The organism is Pseudomonas sp. RL_5y_Pfl2_73 (assembly GCF_963970515.1).
Taxonomy (GTDB): domain Bacteria; phylum Pseudomonadota; class Gammaproteobacteria; order Pseudomonadales; family Pseudomonadaceae; genus Aquipseudomonas.
The window spans coordinates 14,717-34,069 of sequence record NZ_CAXAPD010000004.1 but is presented as its reverse complement, the minus strand read 5'-3'; the positions used below and the strand labels follow the sequence as shown (position 1 = coordinate 34,069).

16 protein-coding genes are annotated in these 19,353 nt (G+C 61.0%); 14 read left to right on the top strand and 2 right to left on the bottom strand.

Annotation, left to right across the window (positions count from 1 at the left end; translation table 11 throughout):
* Positions 1–145 precede the first annotated feature (145 nt).
* Genes AACY42_RS04915 through AACY42_RS04905 form a run of 3 tightly spaced genes read left to right on the top strand, consistent with a single transcriptional unit; the run spans position 146 to position 2,608 of the window.
* A complete protein-coding gene (locus AACY42_RS04915; RefSeq protein ID WP_339477152.1) occupies positions 146–1,171 on the top strand; it encodes an aminoglycoside phosphotransferase family protein in 1,026 nt (341 codons plus the stop codon).
* Positions 1,168–1,839 (top strand): N-acetylmuramate alpha-1-phosphate uridylyltransferase MurU, encoded by a 672-nt coding sequence (murU, locus tag AACY42_RS04910; RefSeq protein ID WP_339477150.1) that lies wholly within the window; start codon positions 1,168–1,170, stop codon positions 1,837–1,839. The genes AACY42_RS04915 and murU overlap by 4 nt, the downstream gene beginning before the upstream one ends.
* 1 nt (position 1,840) lies before the next feature.
* Entirely contained in the window at positions 1,841–2,608 is a 768-nt protein-coding gene (locus tag AACY42_RS04905; RefSeq protein ID WP_339477148.1) for a TerB family tellurite resistance protein, read from the top strand.
* Positions 2,609–2,787: 179 nt separating this feature from the next.
* Here the strand turns inward: AACY42_RS04905 and AACY42_RS04900 are convergent, their stop codons facing one another.
* Complete coding sequence (locus tag AACY42_RS04900; RefSeq protein WP_339477145.1) at positions 2,788–3,780, bottom strand: alpha/beta hydrolase family protein; 993 nt, start codon at positions 3,778–3,780, stop codon at positions 2,788–2,790.
* A gap of 74 nt (positions 3,781–3,854) precedes the next feature.
* On the opposite strand from AACY42_RS04900, the gene AACY42_RS04895 reads away from it, so the two are divergent.
* The 10 genes from AACY42_RS04895 (at position 3,855) to trpE (ending at position 16,273) form a co-directional block, all read left to right on the top strand.
* Positions 3,855–6,251 (top strand): PAS domain-containing sensor histidine kinase, encoded by a 2,397-nt coding sequence (locus AACY42_RS04895; RefSeq protein ID WP_339477144.1) that lies wholly within the window; start codon positions 3,855–3,857, stop codon positions 6,249–6,251.
* Positions 6,252–6,373: 122 nt separating this feature from the next.
* Positions 6,374–7,003 (top strand): response regulator transcription factor, encoded by a 630-nt coding sequence (locus AACY42_RS04890; RefSeq protein ID WP_339477141.1) that lies wholly within the window; start codon positions 6,374–6,376, stop codon positions 7,001–7,003.
* A gap of 347 nt (positions 7,004–7,350) precedes the next feature.
* Entirely contained in the window at positions 7,351–8,475 is a 1,125-nt protein-coding gene (locus AACY42_RS04885; RefSeq protein ID WP_339477138.1) for an ABC transporter ATP-binding protein, read from the top strand.
* A 49-nt stretch (positions 8,476–8,524) separates the two neighbouring features.
* The gene (locus AACY42_RS04880) at positions 8,525–9,568 is read left to right on the top strand and encodes an ABC transporter substrate-binding protein (protein WP_122566694.1); all 1,044 of its coding nucleotides are present in this window, start codon (positions 8,525–8,527) and stop codon (positions 9,566–9,568) included.
* 153 nt (positions 9,569–9,721) lie between these two features.
* Positions 9,722–10,969 (top strand): ABC transporter permease, encoded by a 1,248-nt coding sequence (locus tag AACY42_RS04875; protein ID WP_339477135.1) that lies wholly within the window; start codon positions 9,722–9,724, stop codon positions 10,967–10,969.
* Positions 10,970–10,981: 12 nt separating this feature from the next.
* Positions 10,982–11,806, top strand: coding sequence for an ABC transporter permease (locus AACY42_RS04870; RefSeq protein ID WP_339477134.1), 825 nt, complete (start codon positions 10,982–10,984; stop codon positions 11,804–11,806).
* Between the two features lie 198 nt (positions 11,807–12,004).
* Positions 12,005–13,153, top strand: coding sequence for an iron-containing alcohol dehydrogenase (locus tag AACY42_RS04865; protein WP_339477132.1), 1,149 nt, complete (start codon positions 12,005–12,007; stop codon positions 13,151–13,153).
* A gap of 78 nt (positions 13,154–13,231) precedes the next feature.
* Positions 13,232–13,906 carry a ribulose-phosphate 3-epimerase gene (gene rpe, locus AACY42_RS04860; RefSeq protein ID WP_339477130.1) on the top strand — a complete coding sequence of 225 codons (675 nt, stop codon included), beginning with the start codon at positions 13,232–13,234 and terminating at the stop codon, positions 13,904–13,906.
* Positions 13,903–14,721 (top strand): phosphoglycolate phosphatase, encoded by an 819-nt coding sequence (locus tag AACY42_RS04855; protein ID WP_339477127.1) that lies wholly within the window; start codon positions 13,903–13,905, stop codon positions 14,719–14,721. The genes rpe and AACY42_RS04855 overlap by 4 nt, the downstream gene beginning before the upstream one ends.
* A gap of 70 nt (positions 14,722–14,791) precedes the next feature.
* Complete coding sequence (gene trpE, locus AACY42_RS04850) at positions 14,792–16,273, top strand: anthranilate synthase component I (RefSeq protein WP_339477124.1); 1,482 nt, start codon at positions 14,792–14,794, stop codon at positions 16,271–16,273.
* Positions 16,274–16,437: 164 nt separating this feature from the next.
* Here the strand turns inward: trpE and estP are convergent, their stop codons facing one another.
* Entirely contained in the window at positions 16,438–18,345 is a 1,908-nt protein-coding gene (estP, locus tag AACY42_RS04845) for an esterase EstP (RefSeq protein ID WP_339477122.1), read from the bottom strand.
* 411 nt (positions 18,346–18,756) lie between these two features.
* On the opposite strand from estP, the gene AACY42_RS04840 reads away from it, so the two are divergent.
* Positions 18,757–19,350 (top strand): aminodeoxychorismate/anthranilate synthase component II, encoded by a 594-nt coding sequence (locus AACY42_RS04840; RefSeq protein WP_339477119.1) that lies wholly within the window; start codon positions 18,757–18,759, stop codon positions 19,348–19,350.
* Positions 19,351–19,353: the final 3 nt, after the last annotated feature.

Genomic DNA, 19,353 nt, shown 5'->3' with positions numbered 1-19,353 from the left:
GGCTGCCGGGCTGTTGGTTCCTTTGCAAGAACCCTTCACGATGACTCCTCATCGCGAAGCTGGAGGCACGCTACGCGTGTCGCACAAGATGCTGGATAATAAAGCATGACCCGCTTGACGGCTAGCGCCGTCGGAGACCCTTGCAATGCCCGACCAAGATGTACGCTTGCAACACCTGAAAGTTTGGCTCGATGAACAACTGCCGATCCTTTTCACTCAACAGGGTTGGGGCACCGTACCCCCGGCCACGTTGACCGCCGCCAGCAGTGACGCGAGTTTCCGGCGTTACTTCCGCTGGGAAGGCGAGGGCCGCAGTTTGATCGTAATGGATGCGCCACCGCCCCAGGAAAACTGCAAACCCTTCGTGGATATTGCTTTTTTGCTGGCGAAATCCGGTATCAACGTGCCAAAAATTTATGCCGAAGACCTCGATCGCGGCTTTCTTTTGCTCAATGACTTGGGCAACCAGACCTATTTGGACGTGATCAACGGCGAAAATGCCGACGATTTATTCCTCGATGCCCTGCACGCCTTGCTGGCTTTCCAGCAATTGCCAATGGTTGCGCCGCTGCCGAGCTACGATGTCGCGTTGCTGCGTCGGGAGTTGGAATTGTTCCCCGAGTGGTACGTCAAGCGCGAGCTGGGTATCGAATTGGATTCGGCCCAGCAACAACTCTGGCAGCAGGCCAGCGAGCGGCTGATCGACAGCGCCCTGGCCCAGCCCAAAGTGCTGGTGCACCGCGACTACATGCCGCGCAACCTGATGCTGAGCGTGCCGAACCCCGGCGTGCTGGATTTTCAGGATGCGGTCTATGGCCCCGTTACCTACGACGTGACCTGCCTGTTCAAGGACGCCTTCCTCAGTTGGCCCGAGGCGCGTGTGCGTGGCTGGCTGGAGAGTTACTGGCAGCAGGCCAGCGCCCTCGGCATTGCCGTCCAGCCGGATCTCGAGGACTTCTTGCGAGCCAGCGACTTGATGGGTGTGCAGCGCCATCTCAAGGTCATCGGGATTTTCGCGCGCATTTGTCATCGTGATGGCAAGCCGCGCTACCTCGGCGATGTACCGCGATTCTTTGCTTATATAGAAGCGGTCATTGCCCGTCGTCCGGAACTGGCACCGCTCGATGAGTTGCTTGGCAGCCTGCGGCAGTCGTCTGGAGCAACGGTATGAAGGCGATGATTCTGGCGGCGGGCAAGGGCGAGCGCATGCGGCCCTTGACCCTTACCACGCCAAAGCCGTTGATTCGCGTCGGTGGTGTTCCCTTGATCGAATACCACTTGCGGGCGCTGGCCAGGGCCGGGTTCACCCAGATCGTGATCAATCACGCCTGGCTCGGTCAGCAGATCGAGGATCACCTGGGGGATGGTTCACGGTTTGGTGTGAGCATTCGGTTTTCGCCCGAAGGCGAGCCGCTGGAAACCGGCGGTGGAATCTTCCGGGCCTTACCGCTGCTGGGCGATGATGCGTTTGTGGTGGTGAACGGCGATGTCTGGACCGACTACGATTTCAGCGCTTTGCGCCGGCCCCTCGAAGGGTTGGCGCACCTGGTGCTCGTCGATAATCCCGAGCATCACCCAGACGGCGATTTCGTCCTCGCCGACGGAAAGGTTCACGATAGGCACGCGCCTGCCGACAACCTGACCTATAGCGGCATCGCCGTCCTGCACCCGCGGTTGTTCGACGGTTGCTCGGAGGGTGCGTTCAAGCTCGCACCGCTGTTGCGCGCGGCCATGGCCGAGGGGCGCGTCAGTGGCGAGCACCTCAAAGGGCATTGGGTCGATGTCGGCACCCATGAACGTTTGGCGCAGGTCGAAACCTTGATAGAAGCGAGCGGTTGATATGTGGTGGCCAGGGACTCTGATTGGAGCCGGGGCGGGCTTTGCCATCGCCAGCATCCCGGGGGCCATGCTTGGGGCGTTGTTGGGACAGGCGCTGGATCGGCGCCTGAACCTGCAGGGCTGGGCGCAGGTACGTGAGCGTCTGGGTGGACGCCCGGCGTTACGCAACGATGAACTGTTGTTTGTATTGCTCGGGCGGCTGGCCAAATGCGATGGCCGTGTGGTCGATGGCCACATCCAGCAGGCTCGCCAGGAAATGCGGGCGCTGGACTTGAGCGAGTCGGCGCAACGCCGGGCGATCGCGGCATTCAACCGGGGTAAGTCCGGAAACGATCGTTTGCGCGGCTACATGCGTCGCCTGGCCGTCCAGCCTCATGCGGCTGAAGGGGTCTTGCGCGCGTGTTGGCGGATGGTCTGGGCCGATGGGCGTGCCGGTGTCAGCGAGCGGGAACTGTTGGCCCAATGGGGGCGCTGGTTGGGCTGGACACCGCAACAGGTCCAGGCGCTGGCGGCTGATTACGAGCCGCAGAAACTGTCGCGGCCCAACAGCGGGGTGACTTATCAGGAAGCCTTGCGCTTGCTGGGGGTTTCGGCCACCAGTGAACCGTCACAGATCAAGCGCGCTTACCGACGCCTGCTCAGTCGTCATCATCCGGACAAGATTGCCGGCAGTGGGGCAACGCCCTTGCAGGTGCGTGAGGCCACCGACAAAACCCGGGAGCTGCATAACGCCTATCGACTGATTCGCGAGCGGCGGGATTTTCGGTAGCCCGCTGGCCTGCGGTCGGAGCTGCCGAAGGCTGCGATCTTTTGATCTTGATCTTGATCTTTCGCTTGAGACTCAACGGGTCTTGGAAAGATCGCAGCCTCGCTCCGCTCGGCAGTTCCTACCGCGCGGTCCGGCGGGAGCAAGCGCTCTCGCCACGGTGAAGGGTGGCGAAGTCAGCCTTATTCCCCCGCCTTCTGCGGATTCAACCAGCCCCGAACCCGACGAAACAGCTGCTCCTGCGCTGCCGCCGGGTTCGGCAGGGCCTTGAGGGACACCTGGCTGAAGGTCGAGCCTTTCAAGCGTTTGCTAGCTTGCAAGCGCTCCAGCGCCGCGTTGCGATCCAGCGGCTTGTCCATGTAGAAAATGTCGGCGGTCGCCAGTTTCAAGGTCGAGGTCAGTTCGGCCAGGACCGGCTTGGCGGTGACCGGGGTCTGGGCGTCCACCATCACGAAGCGTTCGATTTGCGAGGGCTGCTTTTCACTCAGGTAACGTGCGGCCCAATAGGCGCCGGTGCCATGGCCCAGCAGCACGATGCGGCGTGCGCTTTGCTGCTCGGCGTAGGCTAGCGCGGCATCGATACGGGCGAAGATGCGCTCGGCGTCGGCGTCGGCGTGTTCTTCATCGGTTTGGGCAATGACTGGGTCTGCCGCATCGACTTCGCCACCTGCGACCTGTTCGATCGGCGCCGAGGTGGTGGCGTCCGGTGCTGCCGCAGCGGTGTCGGCTGGTTTGGTTTCGGGCGGTGCTTGCACCTCGCGCGGTGCAATGACGTCGCTTTGCAGGTCCGGCAGGGTGATACTCAGGCTGCTCCACTCAACATCGGGCAATTTTTTCCGCAAGGGGCCGATAGCTTGAGGCCAGTCAGCTGTTTCGCCGGCGCCGGGGACTATGATGACTGCGCCTTTGGGATCGCTGGTGTTGGCCGGTTTCCACAGCGCCAGGAAGGCATCGCTGCCGGTCTGCAACTGTTGTTGTTCTTGAGGCGGGACTGTTCGCTCAAGTGCGATGGCTTCTTCCTCGCTACGCTCGAGCAAGGGTTGGCGCTCGACGGTTTTTTCCTCGACAGGTTGCTGTGCGGCGGGCGCCGTTTCGCTGGCCTGTACGGAAAAGACACTTGGCAGGATCAGCGACAGGCACAATGCTGGCAACGCCAGGCGATAAACAGAGGGCATCGGATATTCCATGACCAGAAGTATTTCCGGCAGCCTAATGGGTTGGTCAGTATTTGTCAGTGCATGAGACTTCGATGATGCGTTTTTGCTGCCTGTGGGTTATCGGCTGTTTATGGCTTCCCTTGATGGCGTGGGCCGCCCCCGCGCCCTCGGCGCAGGGGGTGCAATTGAATGCAGGGCAGCGCCAATGGCTGGTGCAACATCCGCAATGGCGGGTCGGCTTGGTATTGCATGCACCCTATGCGCAATACGACCGACGCTTGCAGCGTTTGTCCGGCACCAACGTCGAGTTGATGCAATGGCTGGCCAAGGCGTTGAACGTCGAGCTGACCTGGCGCAATTTTCCAGACCTGGCGCAACTGGAAGCAGCGGTGCGCGCCGGCGAGGTGGACGTTGCTCCGGGCCTGACCCAGTCTCCGAGTGGGCTCAAGCTCTGGCGCTTTTCCGATCCCTACATGCGCGTACCGCAATTGATCGTCGGCGGGCAGAAAGGGGCCGAGGGGGTGGAGTTGGAAAAAGTCGACGCCCAGGCCCGGGTCGCGGTGCGTATGCCCAGCGCCACGGCCGATTACTTGCGCAGCAACTACTCGACGCTGAATCTGCAAGGTGTGCCGATGGAGCGCGAGGCCCTGCAATTATTGCTGACCCAGCAAGCCCGATACGCGGTGGTCGATGAGGCGCAACTCGGGCGGCTGATGGTCGAGCCCGAATTCGCCGAGCTGGTGGTGGTGGGTGACATCGGCCTGCCGCAGTTGCTGCGAGTTGCCACGCGCCGGGACTGGCCAGAGCTGGCCGCGATCATCAACAACGGTTTGCAGGCGATCCCGGCCAAGGAACTGGAGCAGCTGCACAGCCGTTGGCTCAAACCAAAATATCCACGCCTGACCGAGACCCCGGGCTTCTGGCAAAACTTGACTCTATTGATTCTGGCCCTGCTGCTCAGCAGCGTCGCCATCGTGTTCTGGCAGCGCCGCCAGCAACGCGCACTGGAGCGCCGTCTGCGGGCCGCGAGGGAGGACATCGCCCAGCGTACTGCCAGCGAGGAAGCCTTGCGCCTGACGCAGTTTTCCATCGATCAAAGTACGGTCGGCATCCTCTGGGTCCATTGGGACAGCCACGTGCGTTATGCCAACCGAGCGGCTGAAACCATGCTCGGCTATGCCTCGGGCGCCATCATCGACCGTCCCTTGATCGACTTCGAGCCGGGCTTGCACATGGATCGCTGGCTGAACCTGTGGAAGCGCGCCCGGGCCAGTGAAGATGGGCCGCAGAGTTTCGAAACCGAATGCGTGCGAGCCGATGGCAGCATCCTGCCGACCGATGTTTCCCTGAGCTTTCTACGGTTTCGCGACGCCGAATACCTGGTGGTCTATCTCAACGACGTGACCGAACGCCGACGTGCGCTGGCGGCGCTACGCGAAAGCGAAGCGCGCTTGCAAGGCATCGCCGCTAATGTGCCAGGTCTGGTCTTTCGCCTGGAGCGGGCGCCGGTAACCGGCCAGATCGACTTTGCCTACATCAGCGAAGGCAGCGAAAGCCTGGTGGGTTATTCCCCTGCAACCCTGGCCCGCAGCGACACCGGGCTGCGCAGCCTGGTGCACCCGCAGGACAAGGCCAATTACCACCGTACTCAGGACCAGGCATTGGACACCGACAGTGACTGGTCATGGCAGGGCCGCATCCTGACCCGCGAAGGCCAGGAGCGCTGGGCCGAGATCAAGGCGATTACCCGTCGTCTCGAAGATGGCGCCTATGTCTGGGACGGAATCGTCTGGGACATCACCGAAAGCAAGCGCATCGAACTGGAGCTGGCCAGTTCTCGGGAACAGTTGCGCGAGTTGTCGGCGCACTTGGAAAGCGTGCGGGAAGAGGAAAAGGCGCGCATTGCCCGGGAAGTTCACGACGAGCTGGGCCAGATGCTGACGGTGTTGAAGCTAGAAACATCCATGTGTGAATTGGCCTATGCCCAACTCGACCCGGGCCTGCATGAGCGGCTTAACAGCATGAAGCGCCTGATTGCCCAGTTGTTCCAGTTGGTGCGGGATGTGGCGACGGCGCTGCGCCCGCCGATTCTGGATGCGGGCATTGCCTCGGCCATCGAATGGCAGGCTCGGCGTTTCGAGGCGCGTACGCAGATCCCATGCCTGGTGCAGGTGCCGGATAACCTGCCGCCCCTGAGCGACGCCAAGGCCACTGGCCTGTTCCGGATTCTCCAGGAAGCGCTGACCAATGTGATGCGCCATGCCCAAGCGCATACTGTAGAGCTGACGCTGATTCAGGACGGCGACGAATTGTGTCTGACGGTCAGCGACGACGGTGTAGGATTTATTGCCAATGCGGGCCGGCCGATGTCGTTTGGCCTGGTCGGCATGCGTGAGCGGGTGCTGATCATGGGCGGGCAGTTGACCCTGGAGAGCGAGCCGGGGGAGGGGACGACCCTGTCGGTGCGGGTGCCGTTGCATGAGGCCTGATGGGGTGGGCTGCCTGGGCTGGCCCTATCGCGAGCAGGCTCGCTCCCACAAAGTTATGTGCACATATCAATCAATGTGGGAGCGAGCCTGCTCGCGATGAGCCCCTGAATCTGGAGAGCAACGTGATCCGTGTACTGGTAGCCGAAGACCACACCATCGTCCGTGAAGGCATCAAGCAATTGATCGGCCTGGCCAAGGATCTGCTGGTGGTGGGGGAGGCGAGCAATGGCGAACAGTTGCTCGAGACCTTGCGCCACGTGCCCTGCGAAGTGGTGTTGCTGGACATTTCCATGTCCGGCGTCAATGGCCTGGAGGCGATCCCACGGATCAGGGCGCTGAGCAATCCGCCGGCCATCCTGGTGCTGTCGATGCATGACGAAGCGCAAATGGCCGCCCGTGCCCTGAAGGTCGGCGCCGCCGGCTACGCGACCAAGGACAGCGACCCGGCCCTGCTGCTCATGGCGATTCGCAAGGTCGCGGCCGGCGGACGCTACATCGACCCGGACCTGGCCGATCGCATGGTCTTTGAAGTCGGCCTGACCGACACGCGACCGCTGCACTCGCTGCTGTCGGAGCGTGAGTTCTCAGTCTTCGAACGCCTGGCCCAAGGCGCCAACGTCAACGATATTGCCCAGCAACTGGCCTTGAGCAGCAAAACCATCAGCACCCACAAGGCGCGTCTGATGCAGAAGCTCAACATCACCTCCCTGGCGGAGCTGGTGAAGTACGCGATGGAGCACAAGTTGCTCTAATCCTCACCACAATTTCCCCCTGTGGGAGCGGACTTGCTCGCGAAGACGGACTGACATTCAGCGATTTGTCGGCTGACACTGCGCCTTCGCGCGCACGCCCGCCCCCACAAGGAAGATGGGGGGCATATCCATTTGCGACACGCCCCAACAGCGCTTTTGCCCCTACTTGCGGTGTGCCGCTGCTAACCTCCCGCCGCCCGTATCCAATCCCGCCATCCCTGTAGGGCAATCCCTACCCCGGATCTTCCATCGCGCTGAGGTGATTCTCTCCTGCGTCCCGATTTGCGCGGGTCCCAGGCTCCACTAGGCTTGATTCACAAGCAGTCATCAATACAAAAGGTGCGGGTATGAGCCAGGTCGATTCAAGCGCGGGGGCCAGTGATGTGCTGGTCAGCTTTCGTGGTGTGCAAAAGAGCTACGACGGCGAGAACCTGATCGTCAAAGACCTCAACCTGGATATCCGCAAAGGCGAATTCCTGACCCTGCTCGGGCCTTCCGGCTCCGGCAAGACCACCAGCCTGATGATGCTCGCCGGGTTTGAGACCCCAACCGCCGGTGAGATCCTGCTGGCCGGGCGCTCGATCAACAATGTGCCACCGCACAAGCGCGACATCGGCATGGTGTTCCAGAACTATGCCTTGTTCCCCCACATGACTGTCGCCGAGAACCTGGCGTTCCCGCTGACCGTGCGTGGCCTGAACAAGAGCGACGTGAGTGATCGGGTCAAGCGCGTCCTGAGCATGGTCCAGCTGGACAGCTTCGCTCAACGCTACCCGGCGCAATTGTCCGGTGGCCAGCAACAACGGGTAGCGTTGGCCCGGGCGTTGGTGTTCGAGCCACAGTTGGTGTTGATGGACGAACCCCTGGGGGCGCTGGATAAGCAATTGCGCGAACACATGCAGATGGAAATCAAACACCTGCACCAGCGCCTTGGTGTGACCGTGGTCTACGTGACCCATGACCAGGGCGAAGCCCTGACCATGTCCGACCGCGTGGCGGTGTTCCACCAGGGCCAGATCCAGCAGATCGCCCCACCACGCACCCTGTATGAAGAGCCGAAAAACACCTTCGTCGCCAACTTCATCGGCGAGAACAACCGTATGAACGGTCGCCTGCACAGTCAAACCGGCGAGCGCTGCCTGGTGGAGCTGGCGCGCGGTGAGAAGGTCGAGGCACTGGCGGTGAATGTCGGCAAGCCAGGCGAGCCGGTGACCCTGTCGATCCGCCCTGAGCGGGTGAGCCTCAACGGCGCCAGCGAACAATGTGTCAACCGCTTCTCAGGGAGGGTGGCGGAATTCATCTATCTGGGCGACCACGTCCGGGTTCGCCTGGAAGTCTGCGGCAAGGCCGACTTCTTCGTGAAACAACCGATTGCCGAACTCGATCCCGGGCTCACCGTCGGGGACGTGGTTCCGCTTGGCTGGCAAGTCGAGCATGTGCGTGCGCTCGATCCCCTTCTAGAGGCGAATTGATCGCCCCCTGCTGTACCAACACCAACCCTGCACGTGGAGAGAACAATAAATGTTGAGATCCCTGAAGTTCACAGCCCTGACCCTGGGCATGATGGGTACGGCAAGCGCGATGGCGGCAGGCCCGGACCTGACCGTGGTGTCTTTTGGCGGGGCGAACAAGGCGGCTCAGGTCAAAGCCTTCTACGCACCGTGGGAAGCGGCCGGTAACGGCAAGATCGTAGCTGGCGAGTACAACGGCGAAATGGCCAAGGTCAAGGCCATGGTCGACACCAAGAGTGTTTCCTGGGACCTGGTAGAAGTCGAGTCCCCGGAATTGTCCCGTGGCTGTGACGAAGACATGTTCGAACAACTCGATCCGGCCCTGTTCGGCAAGGCCGAAGACTACGTCAAGGGTGCCATCCAGCCTTGCGGCGTGGGCTTCTTCGTGTGGTCGACTGTGCTGGCCTACAACGCCGACAAACTGAAGACCGCGCCGACCAGTTGGGCAGACTTCTGGGATACCAAGCAATTTCCAGGCAAGCGCGGTCTGCGCAAAGGCGCCAAGTACACCCTGGAATTCGCCCTGATGGCCGATGGCGTAGCGCCAAAAGACGTCTACAAAGTGCTGGCTGGTAAAGACGGCCAGGACCGTGCGTTCAAAAAGCTCGATGAACTCAAGCCGAACATCCAGTGGTGGGAAGCTGGCGCCCAGCCGCCGCAGTACCTGGCGTCCGGTGACGTGGTCATGAGCTCTGCCTACAACGGCCGGATCGCCGCAGTACAGAAAGAAAGCAACCTGAAAGTGGTGTGGAACGGCGGCATCTACGACTTCGACGCTTGGGCCATCCCACGTGGCCTGGACAAGACGCGCGCTGAAGCGGCGAAGAAGTTCATCGCTTTCTCGGTGGCGCCGCAGCAGCAGAAGACCTATTCGGAAAACATCGCCTACGGTCCGGCCAATACCCAGGCTGTGCCGTTGCTGGCCAAAGATGTCCTGAAAGACATGCCGACCACCCCGGAAAACATCGCCAACCAGGTGCAGATCGACGTCAGCTTCTGGGCTGACAACGGTGAACAACTGGAACAGCGCTTCAACTCCTGGGCGGCCAAGTAGGCGCTGCCGAAGGCTGCGATCTTTTGATCTTCAGTGTCCATGAGGGCCTCGAAAGATCGCAGGCTGCGCCAGCTCCTACAGGATTTGCGTTTCACCATAAACAGAGGCGGCTCGCCGCCCCTGTAACGATCAAAGAGATTTGCGGAGTTCGCCATGGCCATCGCCGTTCCACTGAACGCAGGCACCAGCCCCACCCTCAAGCAGCGGCTCAAGCACGCCGAGCGGATCAACCGCTGGAAGGCCCAGGCTTTGATCGCGCCGCTGGTGCTGTTTCTGTTGCTGGTGTTCCTGGTGCCGATCGTGGCGCTGCTGTTCAAAAGCGTCAGTAACCCGGAAGTGGTGGGTGCCATGCCGCGCACTGTCGCCGCCGTCGCTGCCTGGGACGGACGCGGTTTGCCGGGCGAGCCGGTGTACAAGGCTGCCAGCGAAGACCTGGCCGAAGCCCGCAAGAATCAGACCCTGGGCGACTTGTCCAAGCGCCTGAACATGGAACTGGCCGGCTATCGCAGCCTGATGACCAAGACCGCTCGGGCGTTACCGTTTGCCACCGAGCCGGCTTCCTATAAAGAAGCCTTGGAAAACCTCGATGAGCGTTGGGGCGACCCGGCGTACTGGCAGGTGATCCGCCGCAACACCAGCGACATTACCCCGTATTACCTGCTGGCGGCCGTCGATCACCGCATCGATGACCTCGGCGAACTGGCCCCGGCCACCCCTGACCAGTCGATCTACCTGGATATCTTCGCCCGCACGTTCTGGATGGGCTTGGTGATCACCACGATCTGCCTGGTGCTGGCCTATCCGCTGGCCTATCTGCTGGCGAATCTGCCATCGCGTCAAAGCAACCTGTTGATGATCCTGGTCTTGCTGCCGTTCTGGACCTCGATCCTGGTACGCGTCGCCGCATGGATCGTGCTGCTGCAGTCGGGCGGCTTGATCAACAGCGCCCTCATAGCCATGGGCATCATCGATAAACCTCTGGAGTTGGTGTTCAACCGTACCGGTGTGTACATCTCCATGGTCCACATCCTGCTGCCGTTCATGATCCTGCCGATCTACAGCGTGATGAAGGGCATCTCGCCAACCTATATGCGTGCGGCGATTTCTCTGGGTTGCCACCCGTTCGCCAGTTTCTGGCGGGTGTACTTCCCGCAGACCTATGCCGGTGTCGGCGCCGGTTGCCTGTTGGTGTTCATTCTTGCCATCGGTTACTACATCACGCCGGCGCTGCTGGGCAGTCCGAACGATCAGATGGTCAGCTACTTCGTCGCGTTCTACACCAACACCAGCATCAACTGGGGCATGGCCACGGCGCTCGGCGGGCTGCTGTTGCTGGCGACCGTCGTGCTTTACCTGATTTACAACTGGCTGGTGGGCGCCAGTCGCCTGCGCCTGAGCTAAGGGGAGATCGAAATGCTGAGTCCTTACATGTCTCCCGTCGAACGGGTGTGGTTCTACAGCTTGCGCATACTCAGCGGGCTGATCCTGCTGTTCCTGATCCTGCCAGTGCTGGTGATCATCCCACTGTCGTTTAACTCCGGCAGTTTCCTGGTGTACCCGCTGCAAGGTTTTTCGATGCAGTGGTACCACGATTTCTTCGCCTCGGCCGAATGGATGCGGGCGCTGAGAAACAGCATTATCGTGGCCCCGGCGGCGACGGTGCTGGCGATGATCTTCGGCACACTGGCGGCCATCGGCCTGACCCGGGGCGACTTCCCAGGCAAGGCGCTGGTAATGGCCCTGGTGATCTCGCCGATGGTGGTACCGGTGGTGATCATCGGCGTGGCCAGCTATCTGTTTTTCGCGCCGCTGGGGATGGGCAACAGTTTCGTCTCGCTGATCGTGGTCCACGCGGTGCTGGGCGTGCCGTTCGTGATCATCACGGTGTCGGCGACCCTGCAGGGGTTCAACCACAACCTGGTTCGGGCCGCCGCCAGCCTTGGGGCTTCGCCACTGACGGCGTTTCGTCGGGTGACCCTGCCGTTGATCGCCCCTGGCGTGATCTCCGGCGCACTGTTCGCCTTCGCGACGTCGTTCGATGAAGTGGTGGTGACCCTGTTCCTGGCTGGCCCTGAGCAGGTCACCCTGCCACGGCAGATGTTCAGCGGCATCCGCGAAAACCTCAGCCCCACCATCGCGGCGGCGGCGACGCTGCTGATTGTCTTCTCGGTGATCCTGTTGCTGACTCTGGAGTGGTTGCGTGGGCGTAGCGAGAAACTGCGGACTGCCCAAGTCTGAGGCCTGCGTTGGTCCCTGCGGGAACGGGCTTGCTCGCCGAAGCGGTGTAACAGTCGACATAGATGTTGGATGTTCCACCGTATTCGCGAGCAAGCCCCACACAATGGGTTTGCGGTGTATTCATGCGCTGAATGGCAGACAACCCTCAATACCGAGCTATCCTTGTGCCAGCCCATACTCGAATAAGAGGCCGCGCACATGAGTCTTTCCTCATTCAAGATCGCCCATAAACTGATCACCGGTGCCGCTGCCATCGAGCAATTGGCCGCGGAATTGACGCGTCTGGACGTCGACAACCCGCTGATCGTGACCGATGCGGCGCTGGTCAAGTCCGGCACCGTGGAACTGGCCCTGCAACATCTGGGCGGACGGGACTACGAGATTTTCGACCGAGTCATGCCGGACCCGGAAATCGCCATTGTCGAAGACTGCATGCAAGCCTATCGCGACGGTGGCCATGATGGCCTGATCGGGCTCGGCGGCGGCAGTGCGATCGACATCGCCAAGTGCGTGGGGGTCTATGCCGGTTACCACGGCGAGCTGCAAGATATGTTCGGTGTCGATCAGGTGCCGCGCAAAGGCCCGCCCATGATTGCCATCCCCACCACGGCCGGTACCGGTTCGGAAGTCACCAACGTGGCGATCCTCTCCGACAAGGCCGCGCAGCTGAAAAAAGGCATCGTCAGCGATTATCTGTTGCCGGACGTGGCGTTGGTCAGTCCGCAGATGACCCTCACATGCCCGCGCAGCGTCACGGCTGCCAGTGGTGTTGATGCGCTGGTACACGCCATCGAGGCCTACCTGTCACTCAATGCTTCGCCAATCACCGATGCCCTGGCCATCGGCGCAATCAAGCTGATCACCCGCGCGCTGCCCAAGGCCTATGCCAACCCGGCTCACCTGCAAGCCCGTGAAGACATGGCCACGGCCAGCCTGATGGCCGGCATGGCATTCGGCAATGCCGGGGTCGGGGCGGTGCATGCGCTGGCCTATCCGTTGGGCGGGCGCTTCCACGTGTCCCATGGCGTCGCCAACGCTTTGTTGCTGCCGTACGTCATGGCCTGGAACAAGATGGCGTGTGTCGAGCGCATGCGTGACATCGCCGAGGCCATGGGCATCAAGACCGCTCACTTGAGCGATCTCGAAGCTGCCGACGAGGCTGTGGAAGCCATGGTTGCGCTGTGTGCCGCCGTGGAAATTCCCCAAGGCCTCAGTAGCCTTGGCGTGACCGAGGACGTGATTCCATCCATGGCGGTGGAGGCTGCGGGAATAGAACGGCTAATGCGCAACAATCCGCGCAAACTGAGCGCCGCCGATATCGAGAAGATCTACCGCGCGGCGTATTGATCGATTACCACGGTGGGCGCGCCAAATCTTGAGGTATACAATGCGCGCCATCGTGATTTCGCTCAAAACAGGTGCGTCATGCAGCCCTTCGCTATTGCTCCGTCGATTCTCTCTGCCGACTTCGCCCGCCTGGGTGAGGAAGTGGACAACGTTCTGGCCGCCGGGGCCGACATCGTGCACTTCGATGTCATGGACAACCACTACGTGCCCAACCTGACCATCGGCCCGATGGTCTGCGCGGCGCTGCGCAAATACGGCGTCACCGCGCCGATTGACGCGCACCTGATGGTCAGCCCGGTGGACCGCATCGTCGGTGACTTCATCGAGGCCGGCGCGACATACATCACTTTCCACCCGGAAGCCACGCTGCATGTCGACCGTTCCCTGCAGTTGATTCGCGAAGGCGGTTGCAAGGCCGGCCTGGTGTTCAACCCAGCCACGCCCCTGGACGTGCTCAAGTACGTGATGGACAAGGTCGACATGATCCTGCTGATGAGCGTCAACCCAGGCTTCGGCGGGCAGAAGTTCATCCCGGGCACCCTCGACAAGTTGCGCGAAGCCCGTGCGCTGATCGATGCCTCGGGCCGTGATATCCGCCTGGAAATCGACGGTGGCGTGAACGTGAAGAATATCCGTGAAATCGCCGCGGCTGGCGCCGACACGTTTGTTGCGGGCTCGGCGATCTTCAATGCACCCGACTACAAAGAGGTGATTGCACAAATGCGCGCCGAACTGGCCCTGGCGCGCCCATGAGCGGCTTCGAGCAGCTGTTCCCCGGCAGCTTGCCGCGTCTGGTGATGTTTGACCTCGATGGCACATTGGTCGATTCGGTCCCGGACCTTGCGGCGGCGGTGGACACGATGCTGCTCAAACTTGGACGTCCGCCTGCCGGCCTCGACTCCGTGCGTCACTGGGTCGGCAACGGCGCGCCGATGCTGGTGCGTCGGGCCCTGGCCAATGACATCGACGCCCAAGGTGTCGATGATGCCGAGGCCGAGCGGGCGCTGGCGTTGTTCAATGACGCCTACGAAGACAATCACCAACTGACGGTGGTCTATCCCGGCGTGCGCTCCACCCTCAAGTGGCTGCAAAAGCAGGGTGTGGAAATGGCGCTGATTACCAACAAGCCGGAGCGCTTCGTTGCGCCGTTGCTGGACCAGATGAAAATCGGCCGCTACTTCCGCTGGATCATCGGCGGCGATACCTTGCCGCAGAAAAAACCGGATCCGGCCGCGCTGTTCTTCGTGATGAAAATGGCCAACATCCCGGCCTCCCAATCCTTGTTCGTCGGCGACTCGCGCAGTGATGTGCTGGCGGCCAAGGCGGCAGGGGTCAAATGCGTGGCGCTGAGTTACGGCTACAACCACGGCCGGCCAATCGCTGAAGAGTTTCCGACGCTGGTGATCGACGATTTGCGCCTGTTAATTCCCGGTTGCCTGGACCCGGTTGCTGAGATAACGTTGCCCGACGCTGTTCAATCCTCTTCTGGAAACGCCATCGTGGTGGTCACTCGCAAGCTTTGGATGAAAGTCATGAAAGCCCTGGCCCGCTGGCGTTGGCGCACCTGACGTGATCCTGGCCGGTTATCCGGCGTGTTTGCTTACCTGACTGTCAGCTCCTCTTGCCACGAGGCACCCCATGATCCGCGAAGAATTCCTGCGTCTAGCCGCTGCCGGCTACAACCGCATCCCCCTTGCTTGTGAAACCCTGGCCGATTTCGACACGCCGCTGTCGATCTATCTCAAGCTGGCCGACCAGCCCAACTCCTACTTGCTCGAATCGGTGCAGGGCGGCGAGAAATGGGGCCGTTATTCCATCATTGGCCTGCCGTGCCGTACGGTGCTGCGGGTCCATGACCATCGCATCAGCGTGACCCACGACGGTGTCGAAATCGAAAGCCTCGAAGTTGAAGACCCGTTGGCCTTCGTTGAAACCTTCAAGGCTCGTTACAACGTGCCAACCATCCCTGGCCTGCCGCGCTTCAACGGTGGCCTGGTGGGGTATTTCGGCTACGACTGCGTGCGCTACGTGGAAAAACGCCTGGGCACCTGCCCGAACCCCGATCCGCTAGGCGTGCCGGACATTTTGCTGATGGTGTCTGACGCGGTTGTCGTTTTCGACAACCTCGCCGGCAAGATGCACGCCATCGTCCTGGCCGATCCGTCCCAGGAAGATGCCTACGAGCAAGGTCAACAAAGCCTGCAAGCACTGTTGGAAAAGTTACGTCAGCCGATCGCTCCGCGTCCCGGTCTGGACTTCAGCAAGCAGTCGGCAGCCGACCCGGTGTTCCGTTCCAGCTTCACCCAGAACGATTACGAGCGGGCCGTCGATACCATCAAGGAGTACATCCTCGCCGGTGACTGCATGCAGGTCGTGCCGTCGCAACGGATGTCCATCGACTTCAAGGCCGCCCCCATCGATCTTTATCGGGCGCTGCGCTGTTTCAACCCGACGCCCTACATGTACTTCTTCAACTTCGGCGACTTCCATGTCGTGGGCAGTTCGCCGGAAGTGCTGGTGCGGGTCGAAGACAACCTGATCACCGTGCGGCCGATCGCCGGCACTCGTCCCCGTGGCGCCACGGAGGAGGCTGATCGGGCACTGGAAGAGGACCTGCTGTCGGACGACAAGGAAATCGCCGAGCACCTGATGCTGATCGACCTGGGGCGCAACGACACCGGGCGGGTCTCGGAAATCGGGTCGGTGAAGCTCACCGAGAAGATGGTCATCGAGCGCTACTCCAACGTGATGCACATCGTCTCCAACGTCACCGGCCAGTTGAAGGCCGGGTTGACGGCGATGGACGCCTTGCGGGCGATCCTGCCGGCGGGCACCTTGTCCGGTGCGCCGAAAATCCGTGCGATGGAAATCATCGACGAACTGGAGCCGGTCAAGCGGGGCGTGTACGGCGGGGCCGTGGGTTACTTTGCCTGGAACGGCAACATGGACACCGCCATTGCCATTCGCACCGCCGTCATCAAGAACGGCGAACTGCATGTGCAGGCTGGCGGCGGCATCGTCGCCGACTCGGTGCCGGCGCTGGAGTGGGAAGAAACCCTGAACAAGCGCCGGGCCATGTTCCGCGCCGTGGCACTGGCCGAGCAGACCTCCAGCAACTGACCCGCCCTGACGCGACGTAGGCGTTATGTAGAAGCTATGTAGAAGCTATGTAGGAGCTGTCGAGTGCAACGAGGCTGCGATCTTTCCCCTGACAATTGAGTCATGATCAAAAGATCAAAAGATCGCAGCCTTCGGCAGCTCCTACAGAAGCAGGTCGCCCTTTGTTAGAAATCCAGGCTGACCCCCAGGCTTACCCCTTGCTGGGTCAGGTCATCGTCCTTGCGCAGCGTATAACCGCCCCGCAGCGCCAAGTCGTTGGTCAACTTGTGGCTGACCCCCAGGCTCAGGCGATTCAGGTGGCTCTGTGGCGTGTAGCCTTCCAGGGTGAAGTCGTTGACTGGCAGGCTATTGAGGGCGATGTTCACTTTTTGTGTGTCGTCTTCGTACTCGCGTTCGTGGGCATATTCGCCAAACACCTGAGTCTGTCGGGTGATGTTGTATTTGCCTTGCAAGCCAATGCCCAGGCGTTTTGAGTCGCGGGTCTGGTCATCAAAGGTCAGGGCAGTGGAACGGCTGCTCTTTTCCGAATAGCCATCGACTTCCACCTTCGCATAGTCAGCGCTGATGAATGGCGAGAGGTGCCACTCGCTGCCAGGCTGGGCGATGTCGTAGCCCACCCGCGTGCTGAATGCCCATAGACGGCCATCCGTGTCGCCTTTCTCCTGCGCTTCGTTGACACCCAAGTCGAACTTGCGCTCCAGGTTGTCGTAGTCGAGCTTGCCGCCGGTCAGTGCCGCATCGGCCCACCAGCGGTTTTGCTGGAACTGGGCGAAAGCGCTCGCCAGGTAGCTGTTGAGCTTGTACTTCGAATCGTTATGGCCTGCTTCCATGTCCTGGCGGTAGAGACCGGCGGCGACACCTACGCGCCACGCGTCGTTGAGGCGATAGCTGCCGCCGATGTTCAGGCTGTAGCCGCTGCCGTCGGCGCTGGCGCCGCTGCCCTGGCTGTCCATGTCCAGATGCTGGCCGCCGCCGGCGACGATGGCTCGCCATTGGCCGACTGCCTGCCAGTTCTCCCAGTCCGATTGCCACTGGCTGCGTAACTCGTCCTGGTGGGCGCGTAGGGTCGAATGGGCCATTTCCGGCAGCAGCGTCAGCTCCCATGGCGCCGCGAGCAGGGAATAGGCGTAGTCGGCGATCAGTTTTTGCCCGGTTTCGGTTGGATGAACCGCGTCGTTGTAGATCAATTTGCTGGGATCAGGCGTGGCACTGTTGATGCCATAGGTGGCGTTTTCCGTGCAGCCGTTGCCGCTGAAGCAGGTCGCGGTGAGGTTCTCGCCAGTGGCGAGGCCAAATCTTGCCGGTTCGGCGAAGCTTTCCTTCAGCAAAAGCGGAATGTTCAACGCAATGATTTGAGCGTCGATACCTTGCAGTCGCGTGATCAGCTGTTGGTTGAACTGGTTGCCCAGTTGCGAAAAGACGTCTTGCAAAGGACCGCCGTTGAGGCCTGGGGTCAGGCCCAGGTCGGGCAACAACCAGACCATCACATAGCGGGCACCGGCCGTTTGCAGCCCCTGGACGCTGTCGGCCAGGCGGTCTGCGGCAGCGTTCGCTTGTGCAGGGTTCAGCACCAGGCCTTGAAGGAAGTCGTTACCACCACCGGAAATGTAATAAAGCGCATTCGGATCGGCGCGCAGGTCATTGGACTGCAGATAGCCGGGACGGCTGCGCTCGCCGGTGTCGGACGCGCCGGTAATCGATTCGAGGATCTGGTCGGTACGATAACCGCCCACCGCCCAGTTGTTGCCGTCTGCCAGCCCCTCGCTGGCGCGGACCGCCGAAGTGGAAGCGGCGGTCTCGTCGGCGGAATAGCCCAGGCGCCCACCAAGCAACTGGGTGGAGTTGGCGGAATAGGCTTCGCCGCTGCCGTCGGTATAGATCGGACCGGTTCGGTTGGTATAGCGCTCGGTGGAGCCGGGTGGACCGTTCGGATCGGCGAGCTGACCAGCGTCGTTGAGGCTGTCGCCGAACACGATGAATGTGGAATAAGGGTTGGGAGCGGCGCTCGCCTGGGCGCAGGCTATTGCCAGCAGGCAACCGGCAATCGGTACGAACAACGTCTTCTTTATCATGGGAAAGTCCGTTTTATTTTATTTTTGTTAGAAAACGAAACGACAGTACCAAAAGCTTCCGGCGTTTTGTCATCTATCCGGAACGGCGTGATTGTTTCAAAGCCCTTCGGGAACGGTCATATTGCGTGCTCCGCCCAGCTAAGCTACTGTGCCGGAACGTATGAACGAGACTTCCCCTGTGTCGATTGTCAGCAAACTTCTGGATCAAATGATCAAGGCACACGCCCGCTGGCGTTGGCGCGCCTGAACATTCTCCGCCGGCCTTGCCGGACCTGTACCGATTTACCTTCTTTACCCGCTTGTTAGAGCCGCTTCGCTGGCGTATCACTTACTTCGCCACGCGCAGCAGGGTGCGGCTCGCTCTCTGAAGGCTGTATTTAAAGTCAGTGAATTCAATAGGTTGCTTACGCCATGTTGCTGATGATCGATAACTACGACTCTTTTACCTACAACGTTGTGCAATACCTCGGCGAGCTGGGCTCTGAGGTCAAGGTCGTGCGCAACGACGAATTGACCATCGCCGAAATCGAAGCCCTCAGGCCTGAACGCATCGTGGTTTCGCCCGGCCCGTGCACGCCGACCGAAGCGGGTATTTCCATCGACGCCATCAAGTATTTCGCCGGCAAGCTGCCGATCCTGGGTGTTTGCCTGGGGCATCAGTCGATTGGCCAAGCGTTCGGCGGTGACGTGGTGCGTGCCCGACAAGTCATGCACGGTAAGACTAGCCCGGTATTCCACGAGGACAAGGGCGTGTTCGAGGGGCTGAATCATCCGCTTACCGTAACCCGCTACCACTCCCTGGTCGTCAAGCGTGAAACTCTGCCTGACTGCCTGGAGCTGACGGCCTGGACCCAGCTTGAAGACGGCTCGGTCGATGAAATCATGGGGTTGCGCCACAAGACATTGAATATCGAGGGTGTGCAATTCCATCCCGAGTCTATTCTCACCGAGCAGGGCCACGAACTGTTCGCCAACTTTCTCAAACAAACCGGCGGCACGCGCTAAGGA